Genomic DNA, 14,017 nt, shown 5'->3' with positions numbered 1-14,017 from the left:
TAGGTGGTTGGGTGATGAAGAAAAGTACGTTGTGGCGGGGAGCCTTTTGGCTATCCCTGGGTGCTCTGATTTCGAAGTCCATTGGAGCCATTTACCGGATTTTTTTGCCACGCATATTAGGGGACTACGGCGTCGGACTATTTCAAATGGCCTATCCGTTATATGCCCTGCTCCTCGCTGTATCTGTGAATGGAATCCCCACAGCATTATCCAAAGAAACAGCAGAAAAGTTATCGCATCATGATATTAAATCGGCAGAACAATTAGCGGCTTGGGCTCAAATTTTTCTTTCCGGAATTGGCTTGGTGATGGCCATCATGTTGGAATTTTTGGCACCTTGGGTTGCACGTTACGTTTTTCATGAACCCGAAGCGACGTTATCCATCCGCGCTTTGGCGCCCGCTTTGGCGTTTGTGGCCTCGGAGGCTAGTTTGCGGGGATATTTTCAGGGCTATCAAGAGATGGCTCCAACAGCGATTTCGCAAATCTTGGAACAAGTCTCCCGGGTCGCGGTGATGTTTCCCTTAGCCTTGATGTGGTTGCCCAAGGGAACCGCGTGGGCAGCCGCAGGGGCGACGGTGGGGGCCCCAGTTGGGGCGATGATCGGCATGCTTTTTTTATTGGGAGCGCGGTTAAAAAGAAGACGGTGGATTTTATACCGTCCCATTCCCTGGGCCCAGTTGCGGCAATTATTTTTGGTGGCGATGCCGATGTCCTTGTCAGGTCTTTTGTTCCCGTTGATGTTTTTAGCGGATTCTATGTTTGTGCCCGAACAGCTGGTGAAAACAGGATTAAGCTTGCGTCAAGCCACGGCCCAATTTGGGCGGTTGAGCGGGGAGGCCATGCCGTTAATTAATTTGACCATGGTCGTGGGAGCAGCACTGGCGGTATCGCTTGTTCCGGCTATTGCCCAAGCTATGGCAGAAAATGACCGGCAACTGGCCGCCAAACGGGTAAATCTGGCGGTGCATATGATTTGGTTATTAGGGCTACCGATGGCCGGCGGATTAATTGTGTTAGCGAAACCGCTAACACGGCTCTTATATGGAGAAAGCGGTGCTATGCGGGCTTTGCAGGTATTGGCTGTGGGCAGTGCTATTTTGGCCATTCAACAAGTCTTAGGGTCATCATTGCAAGCCAGTGGACACGGATGGATTCCTGTGAAAAATTTACTGTTCGGGGCTTTCGCCAAATTCGTTTTGACATGGTGGTTAACCCCTTTGCCCTCCTTGGGCATTCGGGGAGCCGCTATTGGAACGGTGGGGGCAAGCGTTGTGACAGCATGGCTGAACTGGAAAGATTGGTCAAACATTGTGCACCCCTTAGAGAGTCCCTGGAAAGATGCCATGTGGCCTTTTGTGGGGACCATTGTGATGGTGATGGGGATTCAAACCTGGATGCGATTTTGCCATATCCCAGGGATTATTGGATCTGTCGTGAGTGCGATTGTGGTGGGAATCGCCATTTATTTTGTGCTAATGGCCGCTTTAGGTGAGTTAAATGTGTTAAAGGCCTTGCGAGAATAGGCTAAAACCCTATATTCTTTGGTATGTCAGGGATAACCTGGTATACTGAGATATCGCTTTGAGGAAAGGAGCCTGGAACGTTGTCCGAATGGACATTTCGCCCTTCAGGTGACGCAGAAGATCGTTTCATTATTGAAGGCCCATTTGACGGGGAAGATCTCTATGTGCGCTTTGGCGCCTATTTTCCTGGCAATTCGCGGGCGCTTCTTCTGCCCCAGGGTGAAACGCCCAGGGAAATCGAGTGGAAAGATCTCAAAACGATTCAATTACAAGCGGGCGACCGCTTGCAACTTCCGGGTAATCCGACCTCCGTCGGTCCTTTAGAGCATGTCATGACGCGGTTATTAGCGGAAGATGGCTGCCCGTGGGACCGTGAACAAACTCCTTTATCCCTCCTCCGCTATTTACTGGATGAAAGCTATGAAGCCAGTGAAGCGATTGTTGCCGGGGATGAAGCGGGATTGGCAGACGAATTGGGCGATGTCCTGCTGCAAGTCGTGTTTCACAGCGCCATAGCGAAGACGTTTTCCTTAGCCGATGTGGTTCACGGTCAAGTAGCGAAACTGATTCGGCGGCATCCTCATGTCTTTTCGGATGAACACGGGGCAACCGCCTCAGCAGTCGCTAGCCAGTGGGAGCAACTTAAAACCCTGGATCCTCCACGAACTCACGCGGCTGAGTGGGTATACCCAAGTTTAGTCTGGGCGAGGCGTCTTGGTAAACGCGGAATTTTGCCAACGAGTAACGTTTTCGAGGCCGTATCCGAACTCCTTAAGGTATATATTGGAAATGGTGAGGGAAAACTGGAAGAAACGTTGGCAGATGCGGCCTGGGCCGTTGCCGACGTGAGCCGTCAGTATCATCAGGATGCGGAATGGTCCTTATGGACACGATTGGCGTTTTTCAGTAATGGCATGAATTTCTCCTAAGCGAGACAGGATTTTTTCTCTTTTTGGCGAATAACGAGCATGAATCTCAGTGAAATTTAGTGAATGATCAGGAGGGATGGCAGTGAACAAAGCGGATTTAGTATCAAGCGTAGCGGAACGGGCTGGCATGAGTAAGAAGGATGCTGAGCGTGCAGTCAACGCCATGGTGGAGTCCATTGAAGAGGCCTTAACCAAAGGGGATAAGGTTTCATTGGTCGGTTTTGGAACATTTGAAGTGCGCGAACGTGCCGCGCGGATTGGGCGGAACCCGAGGACCGGCGACACCTTGGAAATTGCGGGAGGCAAAGTGCCAGCATTTAAAGCGGGAAAAGCTCTCAAAGAGTCCGTGGCTAAATAATCGTGGTATATGACGGAGCCCTGCTGTTCGCAGGGCTTTTTTGCCTGGCATGATAAGAAATAAGAACGGACAAAAAGTTAAGGGGTGGTTCCATGCGTATTGATAAGTTTCTAAAAGTTAGCCGGATTATCAAACGGCGAACCTTAGCCAAAGAAGTCTGTGATAGTGGGCGGGTATCGGTCAATGGCAAGATCGTCAAGGCCGGTTACGAAGTTCATGTGGGCGACCAATTGGAAATTCAATTGCCGTCTGGAACCAGGCGTGTCGTGATTGAAAAGATTGTGGAAAATGTTCCGGCCAACCGCGCATCGGAACTCTTTCATGAGGTCTAGCGGGCCTTTTTCCGGCATAGTCTTCTATGACATCGAAGAAAGCGGGGCTGTGCCATGGACGAAAAACGCGACAAGACTCGCACACATCTCTTGACCTTGACTAACCGCACTCAATTAACCATCGAAGGCGTTCAGCATGTAGAAAACTTTGACGACGACGTCATTATGTTATCCACAGATATGGGCATTTTAACGATCAAAGGGCATAATTTGCGGATCCACCAGTTGGATCTCGATTCCGGCAGTTTTGTGGCCGAAGGGGATATTGATTCCCTCGTCTATTCCCGTAAAAAGCCTGGCAAAAGTGACGGCACATGGGCGAGATTATGGCGCTAGGAGTGATGTCTTCATGATGTCACCGGAATTTACCATTGCGGCATGGCTGTTAGCCGGGATCAGTTTAGGGCTGTTATCGACGATTTATGGAGCCATGCGGACGCAATGGCACATCTGGAATGTCATTGGTCATTTTTTGGACTGGCTATGGTTTGTGATAGCGGCTCTTTTGATTTTAGTCGTTTATTTATGGACTGATTGGGGTGTGTTTCATGCGTGGAGCTTGTTGGTTATCGCTCTCGGTTACGGGTTATGGGTTTGGTTGGCTGCCCCGACAACCTTTGGTTGGATATCACGGATTTTGTTTGTTGAGGCGCGCATGGTCTTTTATGTGACATTTCCCTTCCGTTGGTTTCTTCGCACATTGATCACGCCTTTTCACCATATGCTGCGATCGGCCCACCAAAAAATTTTGGCCCCGAAAAAAAAGCCTCCTTCGCCCCCACCTAATTCCCCCGAAATGTAGTGCGAAAACCTCTTGCCTGTTTTATAATGTAAAAACCATGTCATAATTTTGTAATAAGTTTGTACACAGTTTGTACACAACCTGTGGATAACTTGGAGAGATTATGCAAATTGAAATTCGCGGACTCGAGAAATTATCATTTCGTGAACGCCAAGTGGTGGCCTTAAAGGAAACAGGAGTGTCCAGTGAGGCCATTGCGAAACGGTTGGGTCTGTCGCCGGCAACGGTGGCAACGCTTTACAACCGGGCGAAAACCAAAGGGTATCAAGTCGTTCTGGTCATTAGTGGGGATCCGCTGGGCGTTATGGCTGCGGAGGATGAGGACGAGGAGGAGATTTAGTGGCTATTGCTGGACAAAAACGGGTACGCTTACGTTGGAATTGGAAGCGCTTTGTCACCGTGTTTGTGTTGGGTTATTTAAGTTTTTGGACCGTTCAATCGGGAATTCACATTTGGGTTTTGTGGCATGATGAACTGACGTTAAATCATAATATCCAAGCCGTGCAAACACAAAATGCGAAACTGCAACAAGATATTCAAGAACTAAAAAATCCGGTAATGGTTAAAAAGATGATTACGGGAAAGATGGCCATTCCTGATCCGGCTCTCAACCAACCATAAAATCCGAGGACTCGCGCAAGCCATTTTTTGCTAAACGATTACTAGCCTTTCAACGAGGCATTTGCGCTGTCTTGAAACCGTAGAGGGGCGCGGGATTCGCAGAGGCTCATAAAGAATTTCCCCCATTCATGGACGGAGGAATGCGGCTTTTCGGTTCCCGGTCGGCCGCCGGCGGCCGATTTGACCCCACCCGCGGCACACCGTGCCGCGATCCCCGAAACCCGCAAAACCCTAAGAAAAACGGGCCGAGCTCTGGTAAAATTGAAGTACCAACCACAATTTTCCGAAAGGAGCTCTCCCGTATGGCTATCATACCACAACTTTCTCTCTTTTCGTGGCAAGATCTCGAAGAATTAGGCGACCTCGAACGCCTCGTGCTCGTCCTCGAGACGGTCCCGGATGAAACCCTCATGGCCCACCTGGAAGCCGCCCGTGGGCATGGGCGGAATGCGTACCCGGTCCGGGCGATGTGGAATTCGGTGTTGGCCGGGGTGGTTTTCCAACACCCCAGCATCGAGAGCCTTCGCCGAGAACTGGCCCGCAATGCGCAACTGCGCATGCTGTGCGGGTTCCGCAACGCGGCCGTCCCGCCCGCGTCGGCCTACACCCGATTTCTGCATCGTCTGATGGCCGAACAGGATACCGTGGACGGGATGTTTGAGCAGCTGGTGGATGACCTCGCCGCCGTGCTCCCGAATTTCGGTCAGCGCTTGGCCATGGACAGCAAGGGTATCTCGTCGCGGGCCGTGCGGCCCGCCAAAAACCCCACCGCCGATGGGCGCCGGGACGTCGATGCCGATTTTGGACGGAAGGAATACCGCGGTGTGCATGAGGACGGGACTACCTGGACCAAAGTGGTCAAGTGGTTCGGGTATAAGCTGCACCTGGTGGTGGATTCGACGTACGAATTGCCGGTGGCGTGGGAGGTGACGAAAGCGTCGGTGTCCGATGTGACCCGGGCGATGCCCATGTTGGATCATCTGCACCATCGCCACGGGGTGCTGCTGTCCCGTGCCGTCCTTTTAACGGCCGACCGGGGCTATGATGATACCAAATTGATCGCCGCCTGCTGGGATAGCTACCAGATTAAGCCGGTGATCGATATCCGGAATATGTGGCGGGACCCGGATGCCACGCGAGTGCTACCGGGCCATTCGACGGTGACCTACAATTATCGTGGCGACGTCTTTTGTCAGGATCCGGTCACGGGTCAGGTTCACACCATGAGTAACGGCGGATTCGAAGTCAGGCGCCAACGTCTCAAAAAGCGGTGCCCCGCCCGCTTTGCGGGCGTGTCCTGCCGGGGTCAAGACACCTGCCCCGTCGTCCAGGGCCTGCGCATTCCCTTACAGACCGATCGGCGGATTTTTACGCCCATGGACCGGGCCAGTTATCAATGGAAGCGCGAGTATGCCCATCGCACGGCGGTGGAACGGGTGAACAGTCGGTTGGATGTGTCGTTCGGGTTGGAACTCCATACCATTCGGGGGCTAAAGAAAATGCAACTCCGCTGCGGGTTGGCCCTCATCGTGATGTTGGCGATGGCGCTCGGGCGGATACGGCAACGGCAACCGGAGCGGATGCGCCGCCTCGTGGGGTCGTGAACCCCACCCCCATTCATCGAAATCCCGGAACGGCCCGTCGGGCCGCTGCTTCGGCGTCGATTCATCCTGTTCCGCCATAATTGAGGCCCATTCACCCTCTGGGATCTGCGTGACAAACGGCTGTGGAGTCGCCGCAGATTGACTGAAATCGGCTACAGCGGAAAAAACTCCAACCTTTTACCGATTGACAGTTATGACCTTGCATTTTATAATTAACGTTGTCGTGAGGCGAGTTGAGCTTTTATTTAGGAGGATAATATAAGACGTATGCCGTCTGAACTTGAAGTAGGGCAGATCGTAGAAGGAACTGTGAGCGGTATCGCACCGTTTGGAGCTTTTGTTGTGTTGCCCACCGGAAAGACTGGGTTGGTTCACATTTCGGAAGTGGCAGATGCATACGTTAAGGACATCAAAGATTATCTGAAAGAAAGTGACAAAGTCACGGTGAAGGTTCTTTCAATGGATCCTTCCGGAAAAATTGCACTTTCGATTCGTCAAGCTCAACCGAAGGCTCAGCGTGAAACGCCATCGCCACGTGATTCCGGTCATCGTGAGCGACGTGCTTCATCGCAAATATCTTTTGAAGATAAGATGCAACGGTTTATGAAAGATAGTGAAGATCGTTTACAGGATTTGCGGAGAAATACGGAATCTAAACGAGGCGGTCGAGGCGCTAGTCGCTAATTGAATAATTTGCCGGGATGGCGGAATAGGCAGACGCAGAGGACTTAAAATCCTCCGGGCAGGGATGCTCGTACCGGTTCAAGTCCGGTTCCCGGCACCATTATACGCGTGATAAACGCGTTATTTTTTTGTTCCTTTAGGGATTTCTCATTTTGCCCTCTTATCCTTGAGATTGGAAATCATTCCATTTTCCATTACAAAAACCTAGCTGGTAATTTTTTATGGAGCTCCCCGAAGACAACCAAACCGTTTATTATGATTGATAGGGATAATGAGGGGGATATGCATCAATGATCAATCGTCAAAGCCGTAATCGCAGCATTGTGTTTATGGCAGTGGTCACCGCATCCTTTGCTGTGGTGGGGACGCGATTTTGGTATTTGCAAGTCAAAGAAGGAAGTCATTACGAAGCCTTAGCGCAAGCCGATACCTTGCGTAAGCTACCGATTCCAGCACCCCGAGGTAACATTGTGACTGCGGACGGAAAAGTTGTGGCGACATCCAAACCGTCCTGGACACTATATTACCTCGCCAATGGGCAAAACATGCCCCCGTCTGAATTGAGCCTGTTGGGTAAGGAATTAGGCGAGTCACCAACGTACTTGAGTCACTTGATTAGTAAGCAAATTGCTCAGCTACCGCCTTACGATCCAGTTGTTATTACTTCGGGGCTTACGGCCAGTGAAATGACTAATATCGAAGAAAACATCAATGAACTGCCCAATTTGCGCATTCAACCCATTGCGGTTCGTTATTATCCTTATGGCAATTTGATGGGAAATATCATTGGCTATACCCAGCGCATCAATGCCCAGGAATATCAACAGCTGAAGAATAAAGGGTTTTCCATGACTTCGATTGTCGGGGCGGCGGGTTTGGAATACGAATACAATCAATATCTTCATGGGCATGCTGGTGGGGAGTATGCAGAAGTGAATCGGCAAGGGCAGCTTGTCAAGTTGCTTAGCCGTTCCGGTCCGACGCCAGGGGATACGCTTCATTTAACCATTAATTGGCGCCTAGAAGAAACGGCGCAAAACTCATTAGCTTATGTCATGAAAGCCATGCGACACTCCACCGTCGGCTTTTCGCATAGTGCGGGGGCTGTGCAAGGTGCCGTGATTGCCATGAATCCCAATAATGGCGATATCTTGGCGATGGCGAGTTTACCCACTTATAATCCCAATAAGTTACTGCCGACAAATCCCAAAGAATACAGTAGTTATTATACTAAGTTGACTTCCAGTCCATTAGCCAAAATGGGCATTAGTCCTTTCATTGACGAGGCCATTTCGGGTTGGTTTGCACCGGGATCGGTATTTAAACCGATTATGGCCGTGGCTGCCTTAGCTTCCGGCGTCATTACTCCTACCACCGAAATTTATGATCCCGGTTATTTTCCTAAAGACCGGGCTTTTGGCAATTGGTATGCGCCCGGTTTTGGCTGGTTGAATGTGGAGCAGGCCTTGGGACTGTCTGACGACGTGTTTTTCTACACCTTGGGTTATGATATGGGCATCAATACCATGGATAAATGGATGCGGAAGTTTTTGCTGAATAAACCCACGCACATTGATTTACCAGGAGAGATCACGAGTCAAATTCCCACACCGGCTCGTTTAGCTGCATCGGGGCAAGGCCCTTGGACGTGGGGATGGAACTTGAATACCGTGATTGGCCAAGGTATTGCGCGCTACACCTTAATTGCCTTGGCCCGTGCCGATGCCGCTATTGCCAATGGCGGAACCCTGTACTGGCCACATTTGGTTAGTGAAATTACCACGCCTTCGGGCAAAGTCGTGAAAAAGTTTAACCCGGTAGTCCAAGGAAAAATTAATTTGCCCTATTCCATCTGGCATGCTGTCCATCAGGGCATGGATATGTCTGCTCAGGATCCCGACATTGCTAAAGGCGTCTCGGGAACTGGTTATGGCGCGTTAGCGGGGCTTCCGGTGCCGGTGGCTTCGAAGACAGGAACGGCTCAGGTCGTGGGACAATCAAATAATTACAACGCCTTCTTCTTGACCTATGGTCCCATGCCGCATCCCAAAATTTTGATTCTGGTCTATATCCGCGAAGGAAATTGGGGGGCGGACTCGGGATTTGTGGCGCGAGCTATTTACGATCAGTATTTCAAAATTCAAGACCCCAAAGCCCAGCCCTTATTTGACAGTGTCTTTGGCCTGAACTGGAAGTGGCCTTATAGCTATCAAAAACCCGCGGCGCCGAAATATTAACGGGTTGAGGATGAATTCCGGCGCCGGTTCCAATAGTATTTGATGGATGCTAAATTTTGTTTCATCAATTCAGAAAGAGGTAACGCATCAATCACCGCTGCTGGCGGTGGTTCGCCTTCTGCTCCCACCTCTTGCCATGTACTGCCGGACTCTACGGGCCAAAAGGCTATGCCCCCTTGGCGTGCGATCTTATGGGAGGGGGAGCAAAATGAGCCAGGAACCGTGAGCACCACATCAACATGGTGGTCGACCAGGGCCTTAGCTGCTGTCGGGCGCCTGTGGGTTTCCGCGGTGTAAGCTGGATTGGGATAGTCTTCGGTAATGTTATTCTCGGTATCCCGGACCCGGATGATCGGTCCATCCGGCAGGGGGACAATCGTTTTTTGATCGGGGCCAATAACAGCTCCTATACGCATCGTCGTCACCGTCCTTTGGTCGTTCATTTATGCATCACTTATGAGACGTCATCATTCAATAAAGCGATAACCCGTTCCCGAAAACTATCTGGCCAGGCATGACTTCGCTGAGTTTCCTGATCAATCAATACGATGGTACTGTCTTGATTGGCAATTAAGGTGCCGTGTTCTTTTTCTATAACCAAATGATATAAATTTAGGGAGGATCGGCCGATGGATGCAATCCCCGTATAGACTTTCAGCACTTGGCGAAAATAGGCTGGGGCTAGATAGCTAATGGATTGTCTAGCCAAGACCAAAGAATAGCGTTCGGACCACCAGTCGAAGTCTTCCCCGATTAAACTGTCGATAAACTCAGTGCGGGCTTGTTCAAAATAAATGACATAGGACACTTGGCTGACATGTTTATTAGCATCGGTTTCACAAAATCGTACGCGTATTTCCGTTTCATGGACAAAGCGTTTGCCGCCTATCAGAATTCCTTGCATAACCAGCCTGCCTTTCGTGTCATGATGTTCGGGAGAAGTCGCGCTATTGCTTGGGGCATCTCCTTAAGCGTCTTGATGGTTAGATCAGCCTGATAGTGAGCAGGCGATAAGGGGTCAAGGCCGTCTTGTTCTTCCCCTACATCATTACGCCTCAGGTGAACCGCAAAAATGGATGCCCGTTTAGCTCCCAACACGTCATGGGCCAGACGATCCCCAATATGTACATCCAAATCCGGTATACCATCAAAAATCCGGGGATCGGGTTTGGTGAATCCACTTTCGGATCCGGTCCATGATGCCAATATCTTATCCCATCCGAGCGCCTTGAGATAGGGGAGTTGATTAGTCATAAAGCCGTTCGTGACCAAATGGAGGCGAACGGGATAAGAAACGGACCAGTGCAAGAAATCCCATACATCGGGATAAACCAAGGGCAGGACCTGGGCTCGAGGAGGCACGACAGGATCGGGTAAATGGGTCTGAAATAGAGTTTGGACAATATCTTTCCAGTCATAGGCTTCGGTTGATTGACCCTTTTGGAGCCGGCTGAGACTTTCTTGTCGCATGAGTTGCCATAGTTGAGCCCATGACTGGCGATGGGATTGACTAAAGGATATGAGCCACGGTTTGAGGTGAAGCCGCCAATACGGATTTTGCATGAGCGTGCCGTCGAAGTCGCAACTGATATTCAGGGGCCTTGTGAGCACAAATAGCCTCCTTGCGGATAATTTCACAAACTTTGTGGGAACTTGCTTTAATTTTGTTATTATAGACGAAAAGTTGATAAAGGGTGACGGGAACAGAATGCTAATTGTGCAAAAATATGGCGGCAGCTCGCTGCAATCGGCTGACCATATCAAAAATGTTGCAAAAAAAGTGCAGCACACCGTAGAACAGGGACATCAAGTCGTTGTCGTGGTATCGGCCATGGGGGATAACACCGATGCGCTGTTAGAACTGGCTGAGAAATTGGCTACCATGCCCTCCGCCAGGGAATTGGATCAATTATTGTCAACAGGGGAAACACAGTCGAGTGCCCTGATGGCGATGACGCTCGAACACTTAGGGATTCCGGCCAAATCATTTTCAGGGCGCCAAGCCGGAATTATTACCAGTTACGATTATGGAAAGGCACGCATCGAACAAGTAGACCCCAAAGAGCTTCGCAATGCCTTAGCGGTCGGCATAACGCCGGTGGTGGCCGGATTTCAAGGAGTCACGCGTTCAGGTGATGTGGCAACATTAGGTCGGGGAGGATCGGACCTCACCGCCATTGCCATCGCGAATGCTTTAGGAGCGGACCGCTGCGAGATTTATTCGGATGTGGCTGGCGTCTATACGGCTGACCCGCGTATTATTCCCTCCGCCTCGCCGCTCGGTATGTTGAGCTACGACGAAATGCTCGAACTGGCCAGTCAAGGGGCCCAAGTCTTACAGACTCAAGCCGTGGAATTTGCCAAAGGGCAACAAGTGCCGATTTACGCCCGGTCGACCTTTAGTGATGAACCGGGAACTGTCATCGCAGAGGGCGAAAGTATTGAAAAACCGCCTGTGACGGCCGTGGCTTTAAACCGTCATATTGCGAAATTAGGCCTTTTAGGTGTCCCAGATGCTCCAGGGGTGGCCGCATTGATTTTTGGCGAATTAGCCAAGCACGGCATTAACGTCGAACTCATTATCCAAGCCGTTTCCCATAATCAATTAAATGATATTGCCTTTACTATCGAAGAACAGGATGTAAAACGAGCAGAACCCATTGTGAAGAGCTGTTTACAGCAACTGGGGGGCCATTCGCTGGTCATTGACACGCATGTGGCGAAAGTCTCCGCGATTGGTTCCGGCATGCTGGGACGTCCGGGGGTGGCGGCGCGGGTGTTTAAGGCCTTGGCCAACGGGAACATCAACATTCAAATGATTGGAACCTCAGAAATCAAGATTTCCTGCATCATTGATCGCAGTGATGCGGAACGTGCCCTGGGTCTTATCCATGAAGAATTCAATTTGGGGAAGTCCGCAGAAATGATTGAAGACTAAAGATCCAAAAAGTGTGTTGATAGACGAGGAGTCAAAAAAAGGGCAGCATCGCTGCCCTTCTTGGATTTATGAGAGGGTTTTATTCCCACCTCGAGAGACTTTAGGTTGATGCCCGGGACCGAAGGAGAGGGGCCATTTTTCCAGCCATAATCCCCATCATGCGTAATCCAGCCTGGACATCTTTGTCTTTCATCACTCGCATGAGGCCTGCCAACCCGCCTAAATGTTGCATGTCTTGTGCCGATTCTTTGGCCGCCTCTTGGAAGGCATTACGGAGAACTTCCGCGAAGGAAGCCTCTCCCGCCATATCCAAGACGGTTTGGAAAAAGGCATTCAAATTTTCACGGGTTAGGGTTTCAGACGCGAGTCCGACGACTGTGGCCAGTTGATTAAAGACGCCTTGCGCCCGCATTTCGGCCAATAATTCTAATAACTCCTTTAAAGTCGAAGTGCTTCCGCCGGGAGAAAACTCGAGGCTTCGGCTGCGTAGCCCGTGATAACACTCCCCATGGGTCCTTCTAATAATTTGGTCAGGACCGTCACCAAATCGCCTAACTGTGCTAGCCCTTGCCATTGCGCTTCCGTTAACACGGACTCCGGGCGCTGTAATTCTGTATTTGGCATTCCCATCACCCCTTTGTCAGCATTTCCGTCAGAAAGTCTGCTACGGGGATGCCCCAATCCGGCACTTTGCCTTTGGTGCGGAAGAACATCTCTTTATACTGGACTTTGAGTAAATAGGGCACATGACCCATACGAAATACTTCGCGGTTGCCGCCATACCAGGTATTGGAACTAATATAGAAGGCTTTGTTATTGCCCATATCCCCAATACAGTCGACGATAGGCTTCATGGGTTGATCGGCGAGTTCTTTATTCATTAGGCCGACATCTTTAGCAATTTGCCGGGCCGCAACTTCTGCTCCCATATGGGCCAAGATGCCCAATTTGGGTACGGTTACCGCAGCAGCATCCCCACACGCAAACACATTGGGATATTTGGGATTGCGCATGGTCATATCGGTAATGACAAATCCAACGTCATCGGAAATGGGCAAATCCTTCATGAAAGCATGGGGAACCCAGTCAGGAAAGATAATTTTCAGTTCAGCGTCTAAACTGGGCCCATTGGCAAATTCAATCCCGTCTTTGGTAATCCGGGTAATATCGTGGGTATTGTTCCGGTAATGAAAACCCATCGTGCCCGCTTTGGCCAAGAGAGCATGGACAATGCCTTGTCCGGCGTCCTCAGCGATCCATTCGGCCGGGGTAAACACGGTCACTTTGTCGGGTCCACCTAAGTTACGGGACTGCAGCCAATTTCCCATGGTTAACATGACCTCTACAGGAGGACCTTCACAGGCTGCTTCGGCCGTGGGAACCAAATCCCTTGTCTTTGTTCCCTGGTGAAAGCGTGCGGACCCGATGGCGACAGGCCCTCCCTTATATTCATGATAAAGGTAATGACGCAAACGATTGCCGTAATAGGTGTCGCTGACCGTGTGGCCATATTCATGAAACCCTTCAATTTTGTCGTAGGCTAACCGGGCACCGACCGCGATGATGAGGTAATCATAGTGAATGCGATTGACTGCGGCTCCGAGCCGTTCGACCGGAAGAAATTCCACGGTTTGTGTTTCCACATCGATGCCTTGGACATCTCCCTGAATGAAATCCATATGATCTTCTTTCATGGCAGGAATCAGGGGCATATGCATGGAATAAAGGGGATTACGATTTTCAAACACTTCCATAGGAATATTGGGGACAAATAACAGATACGTTTTGCGGTCAATAACAGTGATGTTTACGGCATCGCCCGCCATTTCCCGGACTTTTTGCGGCAGCACCAAGACCTGCGAAATTTGAACCAAGTACCAAAACGTGTGGTTTTGCCATGACGGCCCACCTCCTTTAGACAATTGCATGCTAGGAAGTATCATCTCCTGTTCAATGAAATTGACTCCAACAATTTCTGGATTCGAT

Annotated in this window: 18 protein-coding genes and 1 tRNA gene; 13 read left to right on the top strand and 6 right to left on the bottom strand. The window is 50.4% G+C overall.

Annotation, left to right across the window (positions count from 1 at the left end):
- The first annotated feature begins 14 nt into the window (after positions 1 to 14).
- The 12 genes from B8987_RS04935 to mrdA all read left to right on the top strand — a co-directional run bounded on the left by B8987_RS04935 (position 15) and on the right by mrdA (position 9,093).
- The gene (locus tag B8987_RS04935; RefSeq protein ID WP_020374306.1) at positions 15 to 1,526 is read left to right on the top strand and encodes a putative polysaccharide biosynthesis protein; all 1,512 of its coding nucleotides are present in this window, start codon (positions 15 to 17) and stop codon (positions 1,524 to 1,526) included.
- Between the two features lie 80 nt (positions 1,527 to 1,606).
- Positions 1,607 to 2,455 carry a MazG nucleotide pyrophosphohydrolase domain-containing protein gene (locus B8987_RS04930; RefSeq protein ID WP_020374307.1) on the top strand — a complete coding sequence of 283 codons (849 nt, stop codon included), beginning with the start codon at positions 1,607 to 1,609 and terminating at the stop codon, positions 2,453 to 2,455.
- Positions 2,456 to 2,537: 82 nt separating this feature from the next.
- Complete coding sequence (locus B8987_RS04925) at positions 2,538 to 2,813, top strand: HU family DNA-binding protein (protein WP_020374308.1); 276 nt, start codon at positions 2,538 to 2,540, stop codon at positions 2,811 to 2,813.
- 92 nt (positions 2,814 to 2,905) lie between these two features.
- A complete protein-coding gene (locus B8987_RS04920) occupies positions 2,906 to 3,145 on the top strand; it encodes an RNA-binding S4 domain-containing protein (protein WP_020374309.1) in 240 nt (79 codons plus the stop codon).
- Positions 3,146 to 3,199: 54 nt separating this feature from the next.
- The gene (gene yabP / locus B8987_RS04915) at positions 3,200 to 3,481 is read left to right on the top strand and encodes a sporulation protein YabP (RefSeq protein ID WP_020374310.1); all 282 of its coding nucleotides are present in this window, start codon (positions 3,200 to 3,202) and stop codon (positions 3,479 to 3,481) included.
- A gap of 13 nt (positions 3,482 to 3,494) precedes the next feature.
- Entirely contained in the window at positions 3,495 to 3,947 is a 453-nt protein-coding gene (gene yabQ / locus B8987_RS04910) for a spore cortex biosynthesis protein YabQ (RefSeq protein ID WP_020374311.1), read from the top strand.
- 103 nt (positions 3,948 to 4,050) lie between these two features.
- Complete coding sequence (locus B8987_RS04905) at positions 4,051 to 4,287, top strand: sigma factor-like helix-turn-helix DNA-binding protein (protein WP_020374312.1); 237 nt, start codon at positions 4,051 to 4,053, stop codon at positions 4,285 to 4,287.
- Positions 4,287 to 4,568, top strand: coding sequence for a hypothetical protein (locus B8987_RS04900; protein WP_020374313.1), 282 nt, complete (start codon positions 4,287 to 4,289; stop codon positions 4,566 to 4,568). The genes B8987_RS04905 and B8987_RS04900 overlap by 1 nt, the downstream gene beginning before the upstream one ends.
- Before the next feature lie 302 nt (positions 4,569 to 4,870).
- Positions 4,871 to 6,172 carry a transposase gene (locus B8987_RS04890; protein ID WP_084660898.1) on the top strand — a complete coding sequence of 434 codons (1,302 nt, stop codon included), beginning with the start codon at positions 4,871 to 4,873 and terminating at the stop codon, positions 6,170 to 6,172.
- 267 nt (positions 6,173 to 6,439) lie between these two features.
- Positions 6,440 to 6,856, top strand: a complete 417-nt coding sequence (locus tag B8987_RS04885; protein ID WP_020374314.1) for a S1 RNA-binding domain-containing protein — start codon at positions 6,440 to 6,442, stop codon at positions 6,854 to 6,856.
- Between the two features lie 11 nt (positions 6,857 to 6,867).
- A tRNA-Leu gene (locus B8987_RS04880) sits at positions 6,868 to 6,956 on the top strand.
- A gap of 190 nt (positions 6,957 to 7,146) precedes the next feature.
- Positions 7,147 to 9,093 carry a penicillin-binding protein 2 gene (gene mrdA / locus B8987_RS04875; RefSeq protein ID WP_020374316.1) on the top strand — a complete coding sequence of 649 codons (1,947 nt, stop codon included), beginning with the start codon at positions 7,147 to 7,149 and terminating at the stop codon, positions 9,091 to 9,093.
- Here the strand turns inward: mrdA and B8987_RS04870 are convergent.
- The 3 genes from B8987_RS04870 to B8987_RS04860 are packed head-to-tail and all read right to left on the bottom strand — an operon-like array spanning position 9,090 to position 10,704.
- Positions 9,090 to 9,509 carry a NifB/NifX family molybdenum-iron cluster-binding protein gene (locus tag B8987_RS04870; RefSeq protein ID WP_020374317.1) on the bottom strand — a complete coding sequence of 140 codons (420 nt, stop codon included), beginning with the start codon at positions 9,507 to 9,509 and terminating at the stop codon, positions 9,090 to 9,092. The genes mrdA and B8987_RS04870 overlap by 4 nt on opposite strands.
- A gap of 38 nt (positions 9,510 to 9,547) precedes the next feature.
- Positions 9,548 to 9,997, bottom strand: a complete 450-nt coding sequence (locus B8987_RS04865; RefSeq protein ID WP_020374318.1) for an acyl-CoA thioesterase — start codon at positions 9,995 to 9,997, stop codon at positions 9,548 to 9,550.
- The gene (locus tag B8987_RS04860) at positions 9,982 to 10,704 is read right to left on the bottom strand and encodes an HAD family hydrolase (protein ID WP_020374319.1); all 723 of its coding nucleotides are present in this window, start codon (positions 10,702 to 10,704) and stop codon (positions 9,982 to 9,984) included. Before B8987_RS04860 ends, B8987_RS04865 begins: the two co-directional genes overlap by 16 nt.
- 97 nt (positions 10,705 to 10,801) lie before the next feature.
- Between B8987_RS04860 and B8987_RS04855 the strand changes: the two genes are divergently transcribed.
- Positions 10,802 to 12,031: an aspartate kinase gene (locus B8987_RS04855; RefSeq protein ID WP_020374320.1), complete on the top strand. Its 1,230-nt coding sequence runs from the start codon at positions 10,802 to 10,804 to the stop codon at positions 12,029 to 12,031.
- A 100-nt stretch (positions 12,032 to 12,131) separates the two neighbouring features.
- Here the strand turns inward: B8987_RS04855 and B8987_RS04850 are convergent, their stop codons facing one another.
- From B8987_RS04850 to B8987_RS04845, 3 genes are read right to left on the bottom strand one after another with little or no spacing between them, the layout of a single operon-like run.
- On the bottom strand, positions 12,132 to 12,443 hold the full coding sequence (locus tag B8987_RS04850) for a helical membrane plugin domain-containing protein (RefSeq protein ID WP_242940688.1): 312 nt from the start codon (positions 12,441 to 12,443) through the stop codon (positions 12,132 to 12,134).
- 26 nt (positions 12,444 to 12,469) lie between these two features.
- On the bottom strand, positions 12,470 to 12,655 hold the full coding sequence (locus tag B8987_RS19580; RefSeq protein ID WP_020374322.1) for a hypothetical protein: 186 nt from the start codon (positions 12,653 to 12,655) through the stop codon (positions 12,470 to 12,472).
- 5 nt (positions 12,656 to 12,660) lie between these two features.
- Positions 12,661 to 13,959: an NAD(P)/FAD-dependent oxidoreductase gene (locus B8987_RS04845; protein ID WP_242823948.1), complete on the bottom strand. Its 1,299-nt coding sequence runs from the start codon at positions 13,957 to 13,959 to the stop codon at positions 12,661 to 12,663.
- Positions 13,960 to 14,017 lie beyond the last annotated feature (58 nt).

Source organism: Sulfobacillus thermosulfidooxidans DSM 9293 (assembly GCF_900176145.1).
In the GTDB taxonomy this organism is placed as follows: domain Bacteria; phylum Bacillota; class Sulfobacillia; order Sulfobacillales; family Sulfobacillaceae; genus Sulfobacillus; species Sulfobacillus thermosulfidooxidans.
The sequence above is the reverse complement of the archived record's forward strand: the minus strand, read 5'-3'. Positions and strand labels throughout refer to the sequence as shown.